Source organism: uncultured Gilvimarinus sp. (assembly GCF_963972205.1).
GTDB lineage: Bacteria > Pseudomonadota > Gammaproteobacteria > Pseudomonadales > Cellvibrionaceae > Gilvimarinus > Gilvimarinus japonicus.
In genome coordinates this window covers 271,574-291,233 of record NZ_CAXAUC010000001.1, presented here as the reverse complement: position 1 = coordinate 291,233, position 19,660 = coordinate 271,574, and the positions used below count along the sequence as shown (strand labels likewise).

General features: G+C 50.9%; 12 protein-coding genes. 1 reads left to right on the top strand and 11 read right to left on the bottom strand.

What is annotated here, in order from left to right; translation table 11 throughout:
• Window positions 1-25: 25 nt before the first annotated feature.
• Window positions 26-3,016, bottom strand: a complete 2,991-nt coding sequence (locus tag AACY82_RS01210; RefSeq protein ID WP_339614933.1) for a TonB-dependent receptor — start codon at window positions 3,014-3,016, stop codon at window positions 26-28.
• Window positions 3,017-3,757: 741 nt separating this feature from the next.
• Between AACY82_RS01210 and AACY82_RS01205 the strand changes: the two genes are divergently transcribed.
• Window positions 3,758-4,348, top strand: a complete 591-nt coding sequence (locus AACY82_RS01205) for a uracil-DNA glycosylase family protein (RefSeq protein ID WP_339614932.1) — start codon at window positions 3,758-3,760, stop codon at window positions 4,346-4,348.
• 6 nt (window positions 4,349-4,354) lie between these two features.
• Here the strand turns inward: AACY82_RS01205 and nspC are convergent, their stop codons facing one another.
• The 10 genes from nspC to sdhA form a co-directional block, all read right to left on the bottom strand.
• Window positions 4,355-5,524, bottom strand: coding sequence for a carboxynorspermidine decarboxylase (gene nspC, locus AACY82_RS01200; protein ID WP_339614931.1), 1,170 nt, complete (start codon window positions 5,522-5,524; stop codon window positions 4,355-4,357).
• 70 nt (window positions 5,525-5,594) lie between these two features.
• A complete protein-coding gene (locus AACY82_RS01195) occupies window positions 5,595-6,797 on the bottom strand; it encodes a saccharopine dehydrogenase family protein (protein ID WP_339614930.1) in 1,203 nt (400 codons plus the stop codon).
• Window positions 6,798-6,822: 25 nt separating this feature from the next.
• Window positions 6,823-8,739 carry a biosynthetic arginine decarboxylase gene (gene speA, locus AACY82_RS01190; protein WP_339614929.1) on the bottom strand — a complete coding sequence of 639 codons (1,917 nt, stop codon included), beginning with the start codon at window positions 8,737-8,739 and terminating at the stop codon, window positions 6,823-6,825.
• A 229-nt stretch (window positions 8,740-8,968) separates the two neighbouring features.
• A complete protein-coding gene (gene sucD, locus AACY82_RS01185; protein ID WP_339614928.1) occupies window positions 8,969-9,841 on the bottom strand; it encodes a succinate--CoA ligase subunit alpha in 873 nt (290 codons plus the stop codon).
• The gene (sucC, locus tag AACY82_RS01180; RefSeq protein WP_339614927.1) at window positions 9,842-11,008 is read right to left on the bottom strand and encodes an ADP-forming succinate--CoA ligase subunit beta; all 1,167 of its coding nucleotides are present in this window, start codon (window positions 11,006-11,008) and stop codon (window positions 9,842-9,844) included.
• Between the two features lie 210 nt (window positions 11,009-11,218).
• On the bottom strand, window positions 11,219-12,673 hold the full coding sequence (gene lpdA / locus AACY82_RS01175; protein WP_339614926.1) for a dihydrolipoyl dehydrogenase: 1,455 nt from the start codon (window positions 12,671-12,673) through the stop codon (window positions 11,219-11,221).
• 97 nt (window positions 12,674-12,770) lie between these two features.
• Window positions 12,771-14,015: a 2-oxoglutarate dehydrogenase complex dihydrolipoyllysine-residue succinyltransferase gene (gene odhB, locus AACY82_RS01170; RefSeq protein WP_339614925.1), complete on the bottom strand. Its 1,245-nt coding sequence runs from the start codon at window positions 14,013-14,015 to the stop codon at window positions 12,771-12,773.
• 46 nt (window positions 14,016-14,061) lie between these two features.
• Complete coding sequence (locus AACY82_RS01165) at window positions 14,062-16,893, bottom strand: 2-oxoglutarate dehydrogenase E1 component (RefSeq protein WP_339614924.1); 2,832 nt, start codon at window positions 16,891-16,893, stop codon at window positions 14,062-14,064.
• 274 nt (window positions 16,894-17,167) lie between these two features.
• Complete coding sequence (locus AACY82_RS01160) at window positions 17,168-17,872, bottom strand: succinate dehydrogenase iron-sulfur subunit (RefSeq protein WP_339614923.1); 705 nt, start codon at window positions 17,870-17,872, stop codon at window positions 17,168-17,170.
• Between the two features lie 14 nt (window positions 17,873-17,886).
• A complete protein-coding gene (gene sdhA, locus AACY82_RS01155) occupies window positions 17,887-19,659 on the bottom strand; it encodes a succinate dehydrogenase flavoprotein subunit (RefSeq protein WP_339614922.1) in 1,773 nt (590 codons plus the stop codon).
• Window position 19,660: the final 1 nt, after the last annotated feature.

Here is a 19,660-nt window from a genome sequence, read left to right as displayed (position 1 = left end):
TTATCACACCATTACGACTCTCGATTTAGAACGAATAGCGTGCTCCAAGCGCATAGCGTGCTTGCTGCTCACCATAAAATAACAGGCTGTTTACCGTACGGCCATGAACCCGTATGTCTTCTTCGGTGACATTAATCCCTTCAAAAAACACGTTTAGATTGTCAGTAATATCATAACTAACATTGAGGTCTACTTGGCCATAGGCCTCGGTGTAAGCAGGCTCTTGTTGGCCATTACCCTGCGCTGTACCACTTAAGAACTCATCGCGCCAGTTATAGGCCAAACGCGCCTGCCAGCCATTTTTATCATAGAACGCTACGACGTTGGCGGAGTCACTCAAGCCCAACAAAGCAAACTGATCTTCACCAATCACGCTGTTGTCGTAACCTATATCACCATCAACAGTAGTGAAGTTAACAATACCTCCAAAACCGCTATCGCCAAACATATGCTGTACAGCAAATTCAAAACCATCAATTGAGGCTTCTTTTTCATTAACCGGCACACGCACGGTGTAATTTAGAGAATCATAACTACTGGTATCCCCCAGCAACTCACCGGTCGTGCCGTCAATCCAGCCCTGTGCAACATAGTAATCACGGACATCCTTACCAAAATTATCGGCCGTTGCAACTGCCGCCGCTTCATCATAGCGTGGGCCTGTTGCAGGATTTTTAATGCCTGGAAAGAGTATCTCTTGCTGAATGCTAGTACCAATAAAATTCTCTACATCTTTAGCGTAGTACCCCAATGAAATATAGCTACCATCTGCGTAATACCACTCGGCCGAAAAGTCTAGGTTAGTCGACTCAAAGGGGTCAAGATCCGGGTTACCGGCGGTGGCGGTACTATTGTCGTAAGTTCGCGCCTGCGGGCTATCCGGGACAGCGGCACCCTGCAAGTTAGAGTAACTAGGACGAGAGATAGTCTTGCTATAAGAAGCTCGCAACAGTACGTCATCCAGCAGGTTAACACTGAAATCCAGGTTTGGCAGAACGTTGCTATAATCTCCAGAACCCTCACGGAATACACCTCCCTCGGCACTTAACAGTAGCTCGTTGGGGGTTTTCCAGGCGCCGTTTATGTAGTTAGGCAACAAAGTCGAAGAGGTAACGTCAGTCTTCTCGTAGCGAACGCCGAGCGCCAACTGTGTTGGCATTTTCGCCATTTCCCACGCAAGATTCACCTGCGCATAGGCAGACGTTTGCTCTTCTTTCATGCGGTTATCGACCGAGTACTCGGGGTCGATACACAGGGTGTCACCTTCGCAGTCTGCAAACACATTACCACCGGCACCTTCGCCATCCGGATTTTGCTGGTAGAAACGTGCTAGATCGCCCGAAAACTGATCGTAATCCACATCGACATACTGACCGTAAACACCGCCTTGATCGAACGATTCAAAAGCACTGCCTAGCTGTTTAAATTCAAAAGCCGAATCGTCAAAGTTATTATCACCGTCACCGGCCGCCGCATTCCAGCCACCGCCAATATCGGTGTAACCCACACCACCCCAATTGCCGCCTTGATTTAAGCTAAACGCGGTACGGTTATCAATTTCCGTTGACGCGAGACCAAAATCCACGCTCTGAACAATGCCACTGTCAAAGTCGAAACTACCGTCAAACTGTATTTGCTCAACCTCAGACTTCATGTAGCTGTTGCGATGACTGGTACCCGTCGAAATAATATCACTCGCGGTGAGGTCGCCATCGGTCATTTCGACACTCATCACGGGCATATCTTGGGAGAAATCCACCCTTGTGGTGCCACGTTCGAAACCGGTGGCGGTCACAATATTATCGTTACCCCGTGCGTCTTTACCGTGCGCCTCAGCATCAGAGCTGTGATAGTCCAGTGCCAATGTTAATCGCTCAGTCGCATCCCACACAACATTAAGGCCGGTAGAGCTTGTTTCATTAATGTTGCCCCAATTACCAACACCAAAACCGACATCGCAACAGTCTGTTGAAACCAGCTGATCGGGGGTCACCACGCCATCCGCATCGGCACCCGTGAATACTGTACCTCCGGTCTGAGTATTAAAACCACCACCAAACCATGCAGACAGCTCTTGGCGTTGCTGCTCTACGTCCAATTCCGCATAGGTGTAGTCAGCCGTGGCCGTCAAGGTATCAATAGGACTCCACTGCAACGTTACTTGAGCGTTGGTGCGCTCGCGTTGAATATCATCTAAACGGTATAAAAAGTTTTGCGGGGTAGACATTAAGTCACCCTCTTCTACCGGGTAGTTCTCCAACAAAAAGGCATCTAGGCCAGGGTTTGTACTACCGACACGCAGAGAGTTCCAGCCCGAGGACACATTACCTGAATCCGACGCACTATCGCGCGCTTGATAACTAGCACTGATTGCTAGGCCAATAGTATCGTCGGCAAACGTGTTGCTGTAGATACCAGAAATTTCCGGTGTAACATCATCACCTGCACGATTGGTTTGATCGGCAACAGCTTTAACCCCAACACTAGAGTTTAACCCCGGGTTTTCAAGCGGCCGGGTAGTCTTGATATTAATGGTCGAACCGATACCACCCGTCACCAAGTCTGCTTTGCCGGTTTTATACACATCCACACCCGATACCGACTCGGCGGCTAGATTGGCAAAGTCAAATGAGCGTGAGCTACTCGCGGAGGTAGCGTTGATATTAGCGGTCGGCATTTGGCGACCATTCAAGGTAATCATGTTGTAGTCTGGACCAAAACCACGGACCGTGACTCGCGAGCCTTCATTATTCTGGCGATCAATGGAAACACCGGTAACACGCTGCAGCGACTCGGCTAAGTTGGTATCGGGAAACTTACCAATATCCTCTGCCGAGATGGCATCTACCACCCCTTGGGAGTCGCGTTTAATATCCATCGCGCGATCTAGCGAGGCCCGAATACCGGTAACAACAACCTCTTCCAGCACGTCTGTATTGTCTTGTGCAAATACCGCAGCGGCAGGCAATGTGCCCATCAGTGCAGCAATTGATGTGGATAATATGGTCCGCTTCATAGTTGATTGACTCATTATTTTTGTACCCAAATTGTGATCAGTTCACCTGCTGTACTGCATCTGCACTTACGTCAGAACCGAGCTCTCCTCATCGCGCCACAGCAAGTCATTGGTTTTGCTCGCACCCTAGGTAAACCAGTATCTAAGGAGCCCTAACCAGAGTGGGCAAACCTCCGGCTACGCCAACCTGCAAGCATAACGACACCAACGGTGTTCGTTATCGTTAACGTTAACAGTAGATTGATAGCGTGTCAACGTTATCTGTAACGATAACATTCGTAGAAAATAGGTAAAACCAAAAGACTTATGCGCTACTTGCCGCAAATGTCAGAGTTTTATATCAAAGAGCGGTAAAACTCAGCGTAGTAGCTAAGAGGCCAGCCAAAGCCGTCTTCAGTGCGCCCTAATATTTACCGCCACTTGGAGGCAAAAAAGTACCTGCGGCGACATCAAAGGTATTGTTGTATTGTTGTTTACGAGTCGCTATTCCACCCAACGGGTCATCATCAGATACGCAACTTTTTGCGCCATAGGTTTGATCATTAAAAAACTCTTAGTGCTGGGGTAATTGCTTTACCAGAGCCTGACGCCCCACTGTAGCAATTGGTGTCAATGTCAAAACAACCTCATAAAAGGCGCAAACCCAGCTGTCACCGGTTGTTGATTCAGAGTTATCGCAGTATTGTCACAGGCAAGTAAGTGCCGTATGCCATCTCATTCACACCACTCTAAACGGTAGATATGAACTATACATCCAGCCCACTAATGGAGCGCATCCGCCGATGTACCTTATGCGAGCAGCATTTGCCGCTAGCCCCCAAGCCGGTTCTGCAAGCCGAGCGTAACGCCAAGATCTTGATCGCAGCGCAAGCGCCTGGCAAGCTCGCTCACGAGGCTGGCCGTCCATTTGACGACCCCAGTGGCGATCGGCTGCGCCGCTGGCTGGGGGTCAGCCACGAGCAATTCTACGATCCGGGTTTATTTGCGCTGGTGCCTATGGGGTTTTGCTACCCCGGTACCCGAGCAGGTGGCGACCTGCCCCCGAGGCCCGAGTGTGCCCCGACATGGCGAGAAGAGCTGCTGGAGTATTTATCCCAGATAAAGTTAACGTTGGTAATCGGTCAGTACGCCCAAGCATACCATTTACCCAACAGCGAGAGGACTTTGACAGAGCGTGTGGGCAATTGGCGTAAATATTGGCCCGCACAGCTGCCCCTGCCTCACCCGAGTGGCCGCAATAATCGTTGGCTGGCAAAAAATCCGTGGTTTGAACAAGAGGTAATTCCTGCACTGCAAATACGCGTGCAGGAAATTCTTAACAATCAGTCGTGAGGGAGCTTACGACAAACGCATTTTGAAATCGTCGTAACCAAATTCGCGTATAACCTGTAGCTCATCGGTTCGCGAATCCCACAAGGCGATAGCCGGCAAGTTAATACCGTTAAAGGTTGTGGTTTTCACCATGGTGTAGTGCGCCATATCATCAAACACCAAGCGCTGGCCAACCTCTAGCGGCTGAGTAAAACTATAATCCCCAATCACATCACCCGCCAGGCAGGTCATACCACCCAACCGATAAGTGTGGTCCAATTCTCCGGCCTCACCGGCACCCAGCACATCGGCGCGGTATGGCATCTCCAGTGTATCTGGCATATGACAGGTAGCCGAGGTATCTAAAATCGCTTGCGCTACAGTGCTGTGAAACACATCCAACACCTCAGACACCAAAACCCCGCTGCGAATTGCCACCGCCTCGCCCGGCTCTAGATAGACCTGCACATCAAATTGCTCCGAGAAATTACGCACCAGCGCGATTAGCTCATCGATTTGATAGTTCTCGCGCGTAATATGATGGCCACCACCGAAATTTACCCACTCCATTTGCGCCAGGTAACGGCCAAATTTTTCCTCTACCGCGGCGAGGGTGCGCGCCAGTGGCGGCACATCTTGCTCACACAGCGTGTGAAAGTGCAGGCCCGATATTCCCTCTAAAAAATCGGGCTGAAACTCCGACAGCGGAACACCCATGCGCGATTTCGGCGCACACGGATCGTACAGTGGTACATCACCTTCAGAGTGCTCGGGGTTAATACGTAGGCCAAACTTTAACTCAGGCCGATCCTGCTGCGCAGCCAAGCACAAGGGCTTAAAACGCTGCCATTGGCTCATCGAGTTAAACACCACGTGATCTGACAGCTTTAGCACTTCAATTAAATCGGCTTCCTTGAAAGCGGCCGAATAGGTATGCACCTCACCACCATAGTATTCCCGCGCAAGCTTTGCCTCATTGACACCGCTGGCGCAGCTGCCCCACAAGTATTTTTGATTAAGCTCCGCCAACGACCAACAGCTAAACGCTTTTAACGCGCCCAGCACTTTTGCGCCACTTTGCTGCCCTACGTGATGCAACAACTTAAGGTTGTCCTCAACCGCTGCGCGATCCACCACAAAACAAGGCGATGGCACACGAGTGGCATCAAACTGAGAAAAATATTGCCGTTTTTTCATCGCTATTTCCGCTGCGCAATATAAAAACGGCGGCCTTCGCCGCCGTCAAACAATGGTGAGGTGTAGCTATCTACTCTTCCATACCTGTAGGCTGGTCTATCTCGACGACCTGCCAAGGCAACCCGTATTGATTCAAATCATCCATAAAGGGGTCTGGGTCAAGTTGCTCCATATTCCACACCCCGGCACCGGCCCATTTTTTCTCCAGCATCATCTTGGCGCCAATCATTGCAGGCACACCAGTGGTGTAAGAGATCGCTTGCGACTGGACCTCGGCGTAACACTCTTGGTGATCGCATATATTGTATATGTAATAAGTTTTCTTAACGCCGTCTTTTACGCCTTGTGCGATACAACCAATGCACGTTTTACCTTTTGTTAAGGGTCCAAGGCTCGCCGGATCAGGCAGCAAGGCTTTTAAAAACTGCAGCGGAATAATCTCTTTGCCTTCAAATTCAACCGGTTCTATCGAGGTCATCCCAATATTACCCAACACCTCCAGGTGCTTAAGATAGTTATCAGAGAATGTCATCCAAAAACGTGCCCGTTTAATCTCAGGCAAATGCTTGGTAATGGATTCCAGCTCTTCGTGATACATCAGGTAAATTTGTTTGGGCCCGATACCCGCCGGAAAATCAAATGAGCGATTTTCTTTTAGTGGTGCGGTTTCTTGCCAATGGCCGTCTTGCCAATAACGGCCATTGGCCGTTACTTCACGGATATTAATTTCGGGGTTAAAGTTGGTAGCAAACGGCATCCCGTGATCACCAGCATTACAGTCGATAATATCCAAGTAGTGAATTTCGTCTAAATAATGCTTTTTCAAATAAGCGGTGTACACATTGGTCACCCCAGGATCGAACCCCGAGCCCAACAGCGCCATACGGCCAGCTTCGGTAAACTTATCTTGATAAGCCCACTGCCATTTGTACTCGAACTTAGCCTCTTCTGGCGGCTCGTAGTTGGCGGTATCAAGGTAGTCCACACCAGCTTCTAAGCAGGCGTCCATAATGGCTAAGTCCTGATAAGGTAGAGCGACGTTGATGACTAAGTCGGGTTTCTCGCGCTTTAGCAGGGCAACGGTCTCAGCGACATTATCCGCATCGACCTGCGCAGTAGATACCGGCCTTGGCAGTTGCGCTGCAATCGCTTTACATTTAGATTCGGTACGACTGGCCAGCACGATCTCGGTAAACACTTCCGGCAACTGCGCACACTTGTGGGCCACTACTCCACCGACGCCGCCGGCGCCGATAATCATTACTTTAGCCATAAACCTTTCCTCTAACGTTGGATCGTTAACGTTCAAAATAGGTGTAACCACGCAGGCTTTCAGAGTACGCACTTAACATACTCTGGCGCTCCGACACATTGATACGGCCATCTCGCACGGCCTGCTCTGCAGCCACCCGGAACTGGCGAAACATCTGCTGTGGGTCGTACTCGACATAACTCAACACGTCGGCAATACTGTCGCCGTGCAACTCGTGAACAAAATCGACACTACCGTCAGTGTTAATGCGCACACTGGCAACGTTGGTATCGCCAAACAAGTTGTGTAGATCACCCAGGGTCTCTTGGTAAGCCCCCACTAAAAACACACCTAAATAATACTCTTCGCCTTCTTTTACCGAGTGCAACGACAAAGTTCGAGTCTCGCCCTCTGGCCCGGCAAAGCTATCGAGTTTACCGTCACAATCGCAGGTTAAATCCGCGATAGTAGCCTGACGATTAGGCTTTTCATCCAAACGGTGTATAGGCATCACCGGAAACACTTGGTTAATTGCCCAAGAATCTGGCAACGACTGGAACACGCTAAAGTTACCGTAGTAAATATCAGCCAGCTGTTCGGGCAGCTGCTCAAGCTCTGGCGGAATACGTTTCATCTCAGGCAGTAGCGCGACAATACGCTGCAACCCAGCAAAACAAAGGTTTTCTGCAAATGCCCGCTCGCGCAAACTCACCTCACCGCTAAAAAAGCAGTCGCGAACTTGATCACGATAATAGATAACATCGTTATAGCTTTCTTGCAGCTTATTTACGTTGATCGCCTTGAGGGTAAACCACAGGTTGGACACCTGCTCGTGACTCTCTTCGGGCAATTCAGACGGTACCGGGCCCGGCTCAAAGTGGCCAACATCTAATACGTTAAACAACAGTACTGAAGTGTGCGCCACCGTGGCACGGCCTGACTCTGTGACAATGGTCGGGTGCGGCAAGTTATGCGCGTTTAATTGTTGCGCCAACGCCTCGACGACATCGACGCAATACTCCTGCACCGAATAGTTGCGACTGTGACCACTTACGCTGCTGGTTCCGTCGTAATCAATGGCCAGACCGCCACCAAGATCGATATAACTGAGTGGTGCACCTTCACCAACCATGGCAATGTAATAGCGGCAAGCCTCTAAAACACCGGCGCGAATACTGCGAATATTTGGAATTTGCGATCCCAGGTGAAAATGCAAAAGCTCTAGGCAATGCAGTAAATCAGCACTGCGTAGTTGGTCCATCACCTCGATCAGATGATTCGTCGTTAAACCGAAGAGGCTACGGTCGCCGCTATCCTCTGCCCAATGCCCTTCTACTTTTGTGGAAAGCTTTAAACGCACCCCAAGAATTGGGTCAACACCCAACAACCGGCTACGCTCTATCACCAGCTTCACTTCGGCGACGGTCTCCAGCACAAAAATGCACTTAAAGCCCAGCTTACGAGCTTGCAAACCCAGATCAATAAACTCAGCATCTTTATAGCCATTACAAATAATCAGGCTTTCTAGGTTTTTTAAGGTCGACATGGCGATCATCAGCTCAGCCTTACTGCCAGCTTCAAGACCATGGTTATAGCGCTCGCCAAAACGCGCAATTTCTTCGACAATATGACTTTGCTGATTCACCTTAATAGGAAACGCACCGCGATACACACCCTGGTAACCGGTCGTGGCAATGGCCTCAGCAAATGATTCGTTGAGTATACTAATACGGCTATCGACCAAGTTCTCGATACGTAACAATACGGGCATCTCCAGCCCCCGCTGCTGTAACCCATCAATAATATGGGTTAAATCAACGGACACATCCGCGGCACCTTCACCGGGCGCGCGCACTTCGACATTACCAGCGTGGTTGATACCAAAATAACCACTGCCCCACTCTTCAATACCGTAGAGCTCAGCCGAATGCTTTGCTGACCAACTATCAGAGGTTTCTTTCAATCGCTCAACTCCTGTTTAGGGTGTGCAGATAACGGAGAACATCCGCTCAAAGTCGCGCAATTCTCCACATTTTGGGCTAAAAGAAAAGGCTTTTGATAGCAACTTTTGCAGTTTGCTCACCATGCCAGAGATCACCAATCTTGGCAACGCGCGAAAAATCACAATAATACCAGCCAGATACAAAAAAGGCGGCCAATTCAGGCCGCCTTTTTTGTAACAACTGTAAAGCTTACCAACCGGTCACTTCTTTCAAAGCGGTGCCGATATCGGCCAAGCTGCGCACGGTTTTTACACCGGCGTCTTCCAGCGCAGCAAACTTCTCATCAGCCGTACCTTTACCACCGGCGATAATAGCGCCAGCGTGCCCCATGCGCTTACCGGCAGGTGCGGTAACACCGGCGATGTAAGAGACAACAGGCTTGGTTACATTCGCTTTAATGAATGCCGCCGCTTCTTCTTCGGCACTACCACCAATCTCACCGATCATCACGATCGCTTCAGTCTGTGGGTCGTCTTGGAACATTTGCAGGATATCGATAAAGTTAGAACCGGGAATTGGATCTCCGCCGATACCAACACAGGTAGACTGACCAAAGCCGTTATCGGTGGTCTGTTTAACCGCTTCATACGTCAAAGTACCAGAGCGCGATACGATACCGACTTTACCTGGTTTGTGAATGTGACCGGGCATAATGCCGATTTTACACTCACCGGGAGTGATCACACCGGGGCAGTTGGGACCAATCAAACGTACACCCAGCTCGTCACACTTAACTTTACAGTCAAGCATATCCAGCGTAGGGATACCTTCGGTGATACAAACAATCAATTTGATGCCGCCGTTGGCCGCTTCCAGGATTGAGTCTTTACAAAACGGGGCTGGCACGTAAATAACAGAAGCTTCTGCGCCGGTCTCGGCAACCGCTTCAGCAACAGTATCAAAAACAGGTAGACCTAAATGAGTCTGGCCGCCTTTACCTGGTGTTACACCGCCAACCATTTTGGTGCCGTAGGCAATCGCTTGTTCAGAGTGAAACGTTCCCTGCGAACCGGTAAAACCCTGACAGATTACTTTGGTGTCTTTATTAATTAAAACGCTCATTTACTTGCCCTCCGCTGCTTTTACTACTTGCTCGGCAGCATCAGTCAAACTGGTCGCAGCAATAATATTCAGACCACTGTCAGCCAGTACTTTAGCACCCAGCTCAGCATTGTTACCTTCAAGACGAACCACAACGGGTACTTTAACGCCTACTTCTTCAACTGCACCAATCACGCCTTCGGCGATTAAGTCGCAGCGAACAATACCGCCGAAAATGTTAATTAAAACAGCTTTTACATTTTCGTCAGACAGAATAATTTTAAACGCTTCAACAACGCGCTCTTTGGTTGCACCGCCGCCTACGTCAAGGAAGTTGGCAGGCGCGCCGCCGTGCAATTTAACGATATCCATGGTACCCATGGCCAAGCCAGCACCGTTAACCATGCAGCCGATATTGCCATCAAGCGCGACATAGTTAAGCTCCCATTTGGCAGCGTGCGCTTCGCGCTCGTCTTCTTGCGAAGGATCGTGCATTTCACGCAGGTCAGCGTGACGATACAATGCGTTACCATCGATAGCGACTTTGGCGTCTAGGCAATGCAAGTCGCCAGCGGGCGTAATAACCAGCGGGTTAACTTCAATCAACGCGAGGTCTTTTTCTTTAAACAATTTTGCCAAACCTAAAAAGATCTGAACAAACTGTTTAACTTGTTTGCCTTCAAGACCCAGTTTAAATGCCAACTCACGACCTTGGTAAGGCTGCGCACCGGCCAGCGGATCAACAGTCGCCTTAAGAATCTTTTCTGGTGTTTCCTCGGCCACTTTCTCGATCTCTACACCACCTTCGGTAGAGGCCATAAACACAATACGACGGCTCGAGCGATCAAGCACTGCACCCAAGTACAGCTCTTTGTCGATATCGGTGCAGGTTTCAACCAAAATACGGCTAACCGGCTGACCCTTCTCGTCGGTCTGATAGGTCACCAAGTTTTTGCCCAGCCACTGCTTGGCAAACGCTTCGATTTCACCCTTGGTTTTAACCAATTTTACACCACCAGCTTTACCGCGGCCGCCGGCGTGAACCTGAGCTTTTACGACAAACTCACTGCCGCCAATTGTGTCAGCTGCTGCTGCCGCTTCGGCAGGAGTCTGTGCTGCTACACCCTGGGAGACGGGTAAACCATATTGCGCAAACAACTGTTTGCCTTGGTACTCATGCAAATTCATGATGTTCTTCCGTTCTGTTAACGTGACTTAAAAACTGCTAGCAGGCCAGCGAAATCTGCAACCTCAGTACAGCAAACATACCAAGGCACATCGTGCCTACCCCTGGTTTCTTCCCGATCGCGCCTCTAGTGGCTCTAGGTCGCGACCACAGAGCCAACTCGACAGCGTTTGCCATCGAGAGACTCAGTGCTTCATCGTTGTTTTAAATAATTATTTTTTGCGCTTGCGATTTGGCATGTGGATGGCGTGACCCGCCACTGCCAATGCTGCTTCTTTGACGGCCTCAGAGAAGGTCGGGTGACCAAACACAGTCATTCCGATATCTTCAGCACTGGCGCCAAATTCCATAGCGATTGCAACTTCTTGGATTAGATCCGATGCGCTTGGGCCCACGATGTGGCAACCCAAAATACGATCGGTCTCAGCGTGTGCAATCATTTTAACCATACCCTCTGGCTGATCAGCGGCAACCGCGCGACCAATAGCCAAGAACGGGAAGGTACCTACCTCGTAGGGCTCGCCTTCAGCTTTTAGCTGCTCTTCGGTTTTACCGACGGATGCAACCTCTGGGTGAGTGTAGATCACATTGGGGATGATGTCGTAGTTCACCAAAGGTTTTTGGCCGGCAATACGCTCGGCAACCATAACACCCTCTTCAGAACCTTTGTGCGCCAACATGGGGCCGCGCACAACATCCCCGACAGCCCAGACGCCGGGAGCGTCGGTAGAACATAAATCGTTGACGTAAATAAAGCCACGCTCATCCAAGTTTACGCCACTGTCTTCAGACAATAGACCTTCGGTGAAGGGCTTGCGACCTACACAAACAATCAGCTTATCAAAGGTTTCTTGCTGCTCATTACCGTCTTTATCGGTAAAGGTCACCGTAACTTCTTTTTTCTTACCTTTGCCTTTAACTTCCGAGCCGGTCACACGACAGCTAAGACGAATGTCCAAACCTTGCTTGCCAAAAATCTTGAATGATTCCTTGGCAATCTGCTGGTCCATTATCGCGAGGAAGTTATCCATCGCTTCCAACAACACAACCTCAGACCCCAAACGTTTCCAGACACTACCCAGCTCAAGCCCGATGACACCGGCACCGATAACACCCAAACGCTTAGGCACTTCGGTAAATTCCAATGCACCTGTAGAGTCAACGATCACATCGTTATCCACTGGAGCCACACCGATATTGACCGGCACCGAGCCCGAGGCCAAAATAACGTTTTCGGCCTCTAGGGTTTCTGTTTTGCCATCGTTATTGGTGTATTCGACTTTTTTGCCGGCAAGCAACTTACCGGTACCAAACAAGCTAGTAACTTTGTTTGCCTGAAACAAACCACCAATACCGCCTGACATCTGCTCTACGACTTTGTTTTTACGCTCGATCATGGCGGGCACGTCGATGGCCAACTTACCGGTAGAGATACCGTGCTTGCTAAAAGAAACTTCCGCTTCGTGGTATTTCTCTGAGCTATCCAGCAAAGCTTTTGACGGGATACAGCCAACGTTCAGACAAGTACCACCATTTACACCTTTACCTTTCCCGTCCTTCCACTTTTCAATACAGGCGGTTTTTAAACCCAACTGTGCAGCGCGAATGGCAGCCACATAACCGGCCGGACCAGAACCAATTACAATCACATCGTATTTGTCAGACATAGTCGTTTCCCAAAAATTTTAGCGTAGCCGGCGTTGGTGTTCCGGCAAAATGTTTATCCGGCCAACCGGTAAGCCGGCCGGAGCGAGTGCACCCGAATTAAATTTCTAACAGGATGCGCGCTGGATCTTCCAGGAGCTCTTTAATCGCCACCAGGAACTGCACAGCCTCTTTACCGTCGATCAGACGGTGATCGTAAGACAGCGCCAAGTACATCATTGGTCGAATCTTAACTTCACCATTAACGGCCATTGGACGCTCTTGGATTTTGTGCATGCCCAAGATAGCCGTTTGCGGCAGGTTCAAAATAGGCGTCGACAGCAGTGAACCAAACACACCACCGTTGGTGATCGTAAAGGTTCCACCGGTCATTTCATCGATGCCCAGCTTACCGTCACGGGCACGTAAACCGAAATCGCGAATCGTCGATTCCACTTCAGCAATGCTCATGTTTTCGGTGCTGCGCAATACCGGCACAACCAAACCTTTCTCGGTCGAGACCGCGACACCGATATCTTGATAGCCGTGATAAACAACGTCGTTGTCGTCCAGCGAGGCATTAACCGCAGGAAAACGCTTCAGCGCTTCTGTCGCCGCTTTAACAAAAAAGCCCATAAAGCCCAAACGAGTGCCATTATGAATTTTTTCGAACTTGTCTTTGTATTGTTTGCGCAGCTCCATTACCGGACCCATATCAACCTCGTTAAAGGTAGTGAGCATCGCGGTAGTGCTGGTAGCCTCTAAAAGACGCTCGGCAATACGCTTGCGCAAACGTGTCATAGGTACGCGTTTTTCTACTCGGTCACCCTCTGGCGCAGCAGGTGCCGCTGCAGCCGGCGTAGGAGCTGCCGCCGCAGGCTTAGAGTCGCCCGATGTAACGTGATTTAAGACATCTTCTTTCGTAACGCGGCCATCTTTGCCGGTACCTTTAACAGATGCTGGATTCACGTTGTTTTCGTCGGCAATTTTACGCGCGGCTGGGCTCAAAATTTTATCGCCCGCATCGCCACTCTCTGGGGCAGAACTGTCGTCTTTTTGCTCGGCAGACGCTTCTTTTGCGTCACCTTTCTCATCGCTGTCTGAGTCGGCTTTGGCCGAGCCGCCAGCGCCGGCCTCGAACTTAGCAATCACTTCGTTGCTAAGTACGGTATCGCCTTCGCCTTTTAACACTTCCGTTAACGCACCGTCAGCGGGGGCAACCACTTCCAGTACCACTTTATCTGTTTCAATATCGACAATCAGCTCATCACGCGAAACCGCTTCACCTGGCTGTTTGTGCCAGGTCGCAATGGTCCCGTCCTGAACAGATTCGGGAAAAGTAGGGGCTTTAATATCAGTACTCATTACGTGTCCTTAGCTTTCGCTAGTTTTCTGTGCTGCAGTTTGCGTGTCAAACACTCAATGCTTCGTTGATAAAACGTTTTTGTTCTTCCAGGTGCACCGAGGCATAACCCGCTGCTGGTGCGGCCGATGGATCGCGACCCACGTAACCTAAAAACAACTCGGGGTTTAAGTCGTACACAACGCGGCGCATATGGTGTTGGCTCGAATACCAAGCACCTTGGTTCATTGGCTCTTCCTGACACCACATAACGTCTTTAACGTTGGCAAAAGGGGCAAGCGCCGCTTTAAGCTCTTCTTCTGGGAACGGATACAACTGTTCCAGACGAATCAATGCGACGTCATCCTGTTCGCGCTTGATGCGCTCCTCTAACAGGTGGTAGTAAACCTTACCGCTGCAAAGTACAACGCGCTTGGCTTTGGCCGGATCAATGTCTTTCTCGCCAATCACATTTTGGAATGTGCCCTCGGATAACTCCTCAATGCTGGAGGTTGCCAGCGGGTGACGGAGAATCCACTTTGGACTCATGACCACCAGCGGGCGACGCATTGGCCGAATCGCCTGACGACGCAGCATATGAAACACCTGCGCAGGTGTCGTGGGGATACACACCTGAATATTATGCTCGGCACACAGCTGCATAAAGCGCTCGAGACGCGCAGATGAGTGCTCAGGGCCCTGCCCTTCATAACCGTGCGGCAATAACATTGTCAGGCCACACAGGCGGCCCCACTTGTGTTCGCCACTGGTGATAAACTGGTCAATCACCACTTGTGCACCGTTGGCAAAATCACCAAACTGCGCTTCCCAAATTACCAAACCTTTGGGCATGGTAGTGGCATAACCATATTCAAACGCGAGCACAGCTTCTTCGGATAAGTACGAATCGTACAAATCAAAAGCGGGCTGCTCTTCGTTCATATGTGCCAGTGGAGTGTAACTGGTGCCATCTTTTTGGCTGTGTATCACCGCATGGCGATGCGAAAACGTTCCGCGGCCAACGTCTTGACCGGTCAAGCGAACCTGAAAACCTTGCTCTAGCAACGTGGCGTAAGCGAGTGTCTCACCAAACCCCCAGTTGATAGGCAACGCGCCGCCAGCCATTTTACGCCGATCGTCGTAAATCTTTGACACTTGGCGTTGTAATACCACACCGTCTGGCACGTCACACATTTTGTAAGCAGCCGCTTGCAGTGCTTTCAACTCGTAGCCGGTCTCGGCCGGTGTTTGCCAGTCGTGACCAATATAAGGCGACCAATCGACAAACAGTGAACTGTCAGGCTCCGACACCAAACCACTGGCCACACTTTCGCCGCGATCGAGTGCTGCGCGATAGTCGTCCATCATTTTGGCCGACTCTTCTTTGCTCACTACATTCGCCTCAATCATGGCGTCGGAGTAAAGCGTGCGTACGGTTTTATGGTTGCGAATTTTTTTGTACATCACCGGCTGAGTCGACGACGGATCATCGGCCTCGTTGTGGCCGCGACGACGATAACAAACCAGATCAATAACAACGTCTTTGTGAAACTCGTAACGATAGTCTGTCGCCAACTGAGCCACAAACAACACCGCTTCCGGGTCATCGGCATTCACGTGAAAAATCGGCGCCTCAACCATTTTTGCGGTATCGGTGCAGTACTCCGACGAGCGCGCATCTTCGCGGCGGCTGGTGGTAAAGCCCACTTGGTTGTTAATCACCAAGTGCAGCGTGCCGCCGGTTTTATAGGCGCGGGTTTGAGACATCTGGAACGTCTCCATCACCACGCCCTGCCCGGCAAAAGCCGCGTCGCCGTGCACAACGATCGGCACAACTTTATGGCCCACATGGTCATCGCGACGATCTTGGCGAGCGCGTACCGACCCTTCAACCACAGGCGAAACAATTTCTAGGTGCGACGGGTTAAACGCCATCGCCATATGAATCTCACCGCCAGGGGTCATCACATTAGAGGAAAAGCCTTGGTGGTATTTCACATCGCCCGAGGTATCGACCAGGCGTTTACCTTCAAACTCACCAAACAACTCAGCAGGGCTTTTACCAAACACATTCACCAAGGTGTTAAGACGACCACGGTGAGCCATGCCCAACACGATCTCTTTGGCGCCGTAAGAACCTGAGCGTTTTACTACCGCGTCAACCAGCGGAATAAAACTCTCGCCGCCCTCTAGACCAAAACGTTTGGTACCCGGGTATTTACTGTCCAGGTGGCGCTCAAGCCCCTCGGCCGCGGTCAGGCGCTCTAACACCGACAACTTCTGCTCGGCGTTATAAGTCGGCTTGGATCGCACGCTCTCAAGCCGTTGCTGCAGCCACTGTTTTTCGGCCAAGTTGGTAATATGCATGATTTCTGGGCCGATGTGACCACAATAGGTCTGCTCTAACGCCTCGACAATTTCTCGTAGCGGAGCGGCATCTTTACCAATGAACATGGTGCCGGTTTGAAAGGTAGTATCGAGATCGGCTGTGGTTAAGCCGTGATAGGCCAGGTCCAGATCGGGAACTGTCTCGCGCTCCATGATGCCGAGAGGGTCGAGCTTGGCGCGCTGGTGACCGCGGAAACGGTAAGAGCTAATCAGTTGTAGGACTTTAACCTGCTTGCGCTCATGCTCAATAGAGATGGCTGAGGCAGCGGTTGGCGAGGCGCTGTGCGAGCGGTTTTTAGCCAGCTGCGCAAACTGCTCGCGAATGACCGAGTGCGGTGAGTCTTGCGAGACCACCCCCTCGACTCGGGGCAACTGATCAAAGTATTCGCGCCACTGCTCTGGCACGCCGTTAGGATCGTGTAAATAAATATCGTAGAGGTCTTCCACATACGAAGCATTCCCACCAGATATATGGGACGTACTCCATAGCCTCTCCATAATGCTGTCTTGCATTCCACCCACCTTTTTACGGGGATTATCCGGTCAGCCGCACGCAAGCCAGGTCAGGCTCGCGAGTTTGACAGACTGAACAGGCTCAGGTGATGCCCTAAGCCCCCCTGCTATAAATAGCCGTTAGCTTCCAAAACGCGCCCCGCTTGTGGCCGGGCCCGCCGCTTAATCGCACCATTTCAGAGTTTGGCACATACACAAATGCGCCGCAGGCTGTAACAACACATTACAACCGGGCAGCGCATCTGTTTACTCGTTCATATAACCCGACTCCGCGCTACGTTGCACTGCGCAATAACATAGAGCGAATATGACCAATCGCCCGTGTAGGGTTTAACCCCTTGGGGCATACCGCCACACAGTTTTGAATACCGTGACAGCGGAATACGCTAAACGGGTCATCCAAGTTTGCCAGGCGATGCTCCGTCGCCTCATCGCGGGTATCTACCAAGAAGCGGTAGGCCTGCAAAAGGCCGGCGGGGCCAATAAACTTATCGGGATTCCACCAAAAGGACGGACAACTGGTTGAACAGCAGGCACAGAGAATACACTCGTACAGGCCATCCAGCTTGGCACGGTCTTCTGGGGATTGTAACCGCTCAATGGCCGGAGCGGGACTTTCATTTTGCAAATATGGCTCTATTTTGTTGTATTGCGCGTAAAACTGCGACATATCCACGATCAAATCGCGAATCACCGGCAACCCCGGCAGTGGACGCAAGATCAGCGTATTATTTTTTATACACTCAGAAAGCGCGGTAACACAGGCTAAGCCATTTTTACCGTTAATGTTCATACCGTCCGAGCCACACACGCCTTCACGGCACGAGCGGCGGTACACGATAGAAGAGTCCTGAGCTTTCAACAGTTCTAAAACATCAAGAACCATCAAATCTTTACCCTGCGTGTCGAGCTCGTAGCTCTTCATGTAGGGCTTGGAGTCGGTCTCTGGGTTATAGCGATATAATTCTACTTTTAACATAGTAGGCCCACCCCTTAATATGTACGAATTTTTGGTTCAAACTTGGCCATGGTCTTAGGCGCAAAGTTCACGTCGCGCTTACCCACCCGCTTCTCGGCCGGGAAGTACATGGAGTGACACAACCAGTTTTCATCGTCGCGCTCGGTAAAGTCATCACGCGCGTGTGCGCCGCGCGACTCTTTGCGCTCATCGGCGGCAATAGCGGTCGCCTCCGCCACCTCAAACAAGTTTTGCAGCTCCAACGCCTCGATACGCGCCGTATTAAACGCGTTGCTTTTATCGTCGAGTGCGACATTGGCAATTCGCTCACGCAACTCGGCAAGCTTCTTAATGCCCTGTTCCATAAACTCGCCTTTGCGGAACACACCAAAATGATTCTGCATAACATTCTGCAGTTCAGTGCGCAACACCGCCGCCGACTCACCGCCAGTCGAGTTGTTTAAGCTATTGAGGCGTGACATAGCCGCTTCAATATTAGCGTCTGTGGCTTCGCGGTATTCAACACCTTCGCGCAATGCTTTTTCGATGTATTGACCGGCAGCGCGACCAAACACCACCAAGTCGAGCAGTGAGTTGCCACCCAAACGGTTAGCGCCGTGTACAGAAACACACGCCACCTCACCACAGGCGTACAGCCCTTCAATCACTTGATCGTTGCCATTTTCATCTTGACGCAACGCCTGACCGCTAACGTTAGTTGGAATGCCGCCCATCATGTAGTGGCACGTAGGCACAACCGGAATCGGCACTTTAACCGGGTCGGCATGCGCAAAGGTGCGAGACAACTCCAAAATACCTGGCAGCTTGGCGTTTAGGGTTTCTTCACCCAAATGGTCTAGCTTAAGGAATACGTGATCGCCATTTTCACCACAACCACGGCCTTCCAGAATCTCCAACACCATCGAGCGAGCCACAACGTCGCGGCCAGCCAAGTCTTTCGCATTGGGGGCATAGCGCTCCATAAAGCGCTCGCCGTCTTTGTTAATCAGGTAGCCGCCTTCACCGCGACACCCCTCTGTAACCAGCACCCCGGCACCGGCAATACCGGTGGGGTGAAATTGCCACATCTCAATATCTTGCACCGGGAAGCCCGCGCGCAGCGCCATACCAATACCGTCGCCGGTATTAATGTGGGCGTTTGTGGTAGAGGCGAAAATACGACCTGCCCCACCAGTGGCCAATACAGTCGCTTTAGACTTAATGAAAACCGTCTCACCGTCTTCCATATTGATGGCGATAACACCTACCACAACGCCATCTTCGTTTTTCACCAGATCGACGGCGAACCACTCGTTCAGAAACACCGTGTTGTGCTTAATATTGCCTTGATACAGGGTGTGCAACAGAGCGTGACCGGTACGGTCTGCCGCCGCGCAGGTGCGCGCCGCTTGGCCACCGCGACCAAAATCTTTCGACTGACCGCCAAAGGGACGCTGATAGATACGACCCTCTTCGGTGCGTGAAAAAGGCAAACCCATGTGCTCAAGCTCAAACACAGCCTCAGGGCCCACCGAACACATGTACTCGATAGCCTCTTGGTCGCCGATATAATCGGAGCCTTTAACGGTATCGTACATATGCCAGCGCCAATCGTCCTGCGGATCATCACTGGCAATCGCGCAAGTGATCCCGCCCTGAGCCGACACTGTGTGCGAACGGGTAGGAAAAACCTTAGTAATTACCGCTGTTTTGTAACCAGACTGGGCTAGCTGCAGCGCAGCGCGCATACCAGCGCCACCGCCACCGACAACAATGCCGTCAAAAGAAATCGTGCGCATATTAGCCATC

What these genes read in the sequence shown, in the direction of transcription:
- AACY82_RS01160 (WP_339614923.1), bottom strand. Translation starts at nt 17,872, where the DNA reads ATGTTAAAAGTAGAATTATATCGCTATAACCCAGAGACCGACTCCAAG.
- sucC (WP_339614927.1), bottom strand. Translation starts at nt 11,008, where the DNA reads ATGAATTTGCATGAGTACCAAGGCAAACAGTTGTTTGCGCAATATGGT.
- odhB (WP_339614925.1), bottom strand. Translation starts at nt 14,015, where the DNA reads ATGAGTACTGATATTAAAGCCCCTACTTTTCCCGAATCTGTTCAGGAC.
- AACY82_RS01210 (WP_339614933.1), bottom strand. Translation starts at nt 3,016, where the DNA reads ATGAAGCGGACCATATTATCCACATCAATTGCTGCACTGATGGGCACA.
- AACY82_RS01165 (WP_339614924.1), bottom strand. Translation starts at nt 16,893, where the DNA reads ATGCAAGACAGCATTATGGAGAGGCTATGGAGTACGTCCCATATATCT.
- lpdA (WP_339614926.1), bottom strand. Translation starts at nt 12,673, where the DNA reads ATGTCTGACAAATACGATGTGATTGTAATTGGTTCTGGTCCGGCCGGT.
- AACY82_RS01205 (WP_339614932.1), top strand. Translation starts at nt 3,758, where the DNA reads ATGAACTATACATCCAGCCCACTAATGGAGCGCATCCGCCGATGTACC.
- sdhA (WP_339614922.1), bottom strand. Translation starts at nt 19,659, where the DNA reads ATGGCTAATATGCGCACGATTTCTTTTGACGGCATTGTTGTCGGTGGC.
- AACY82_RS01195 (WP_339614930.1), bottom strand. Translation starts at nt 6,797, where the DNA reads ATGGCTAAAGTAATGATTATCGGCGCCGGCGGCGTCGGTGGAGTAGTG.
- nspC (WP_339614931.1), bottom strand. Translation starts at nt 5,524, where the DNA reads ATGAAAAAACGGCAATATTTTTCTCAGTTTGATGCCACTCGTGTGCCA.
- sucD (WP_339614928.1), bottom strand. Translation starts at nt 9,841, where the DNA reads ATGAGCGTTTTAATTAATAAAGACACCAAAGTAATCTGTCAGGGTTTT.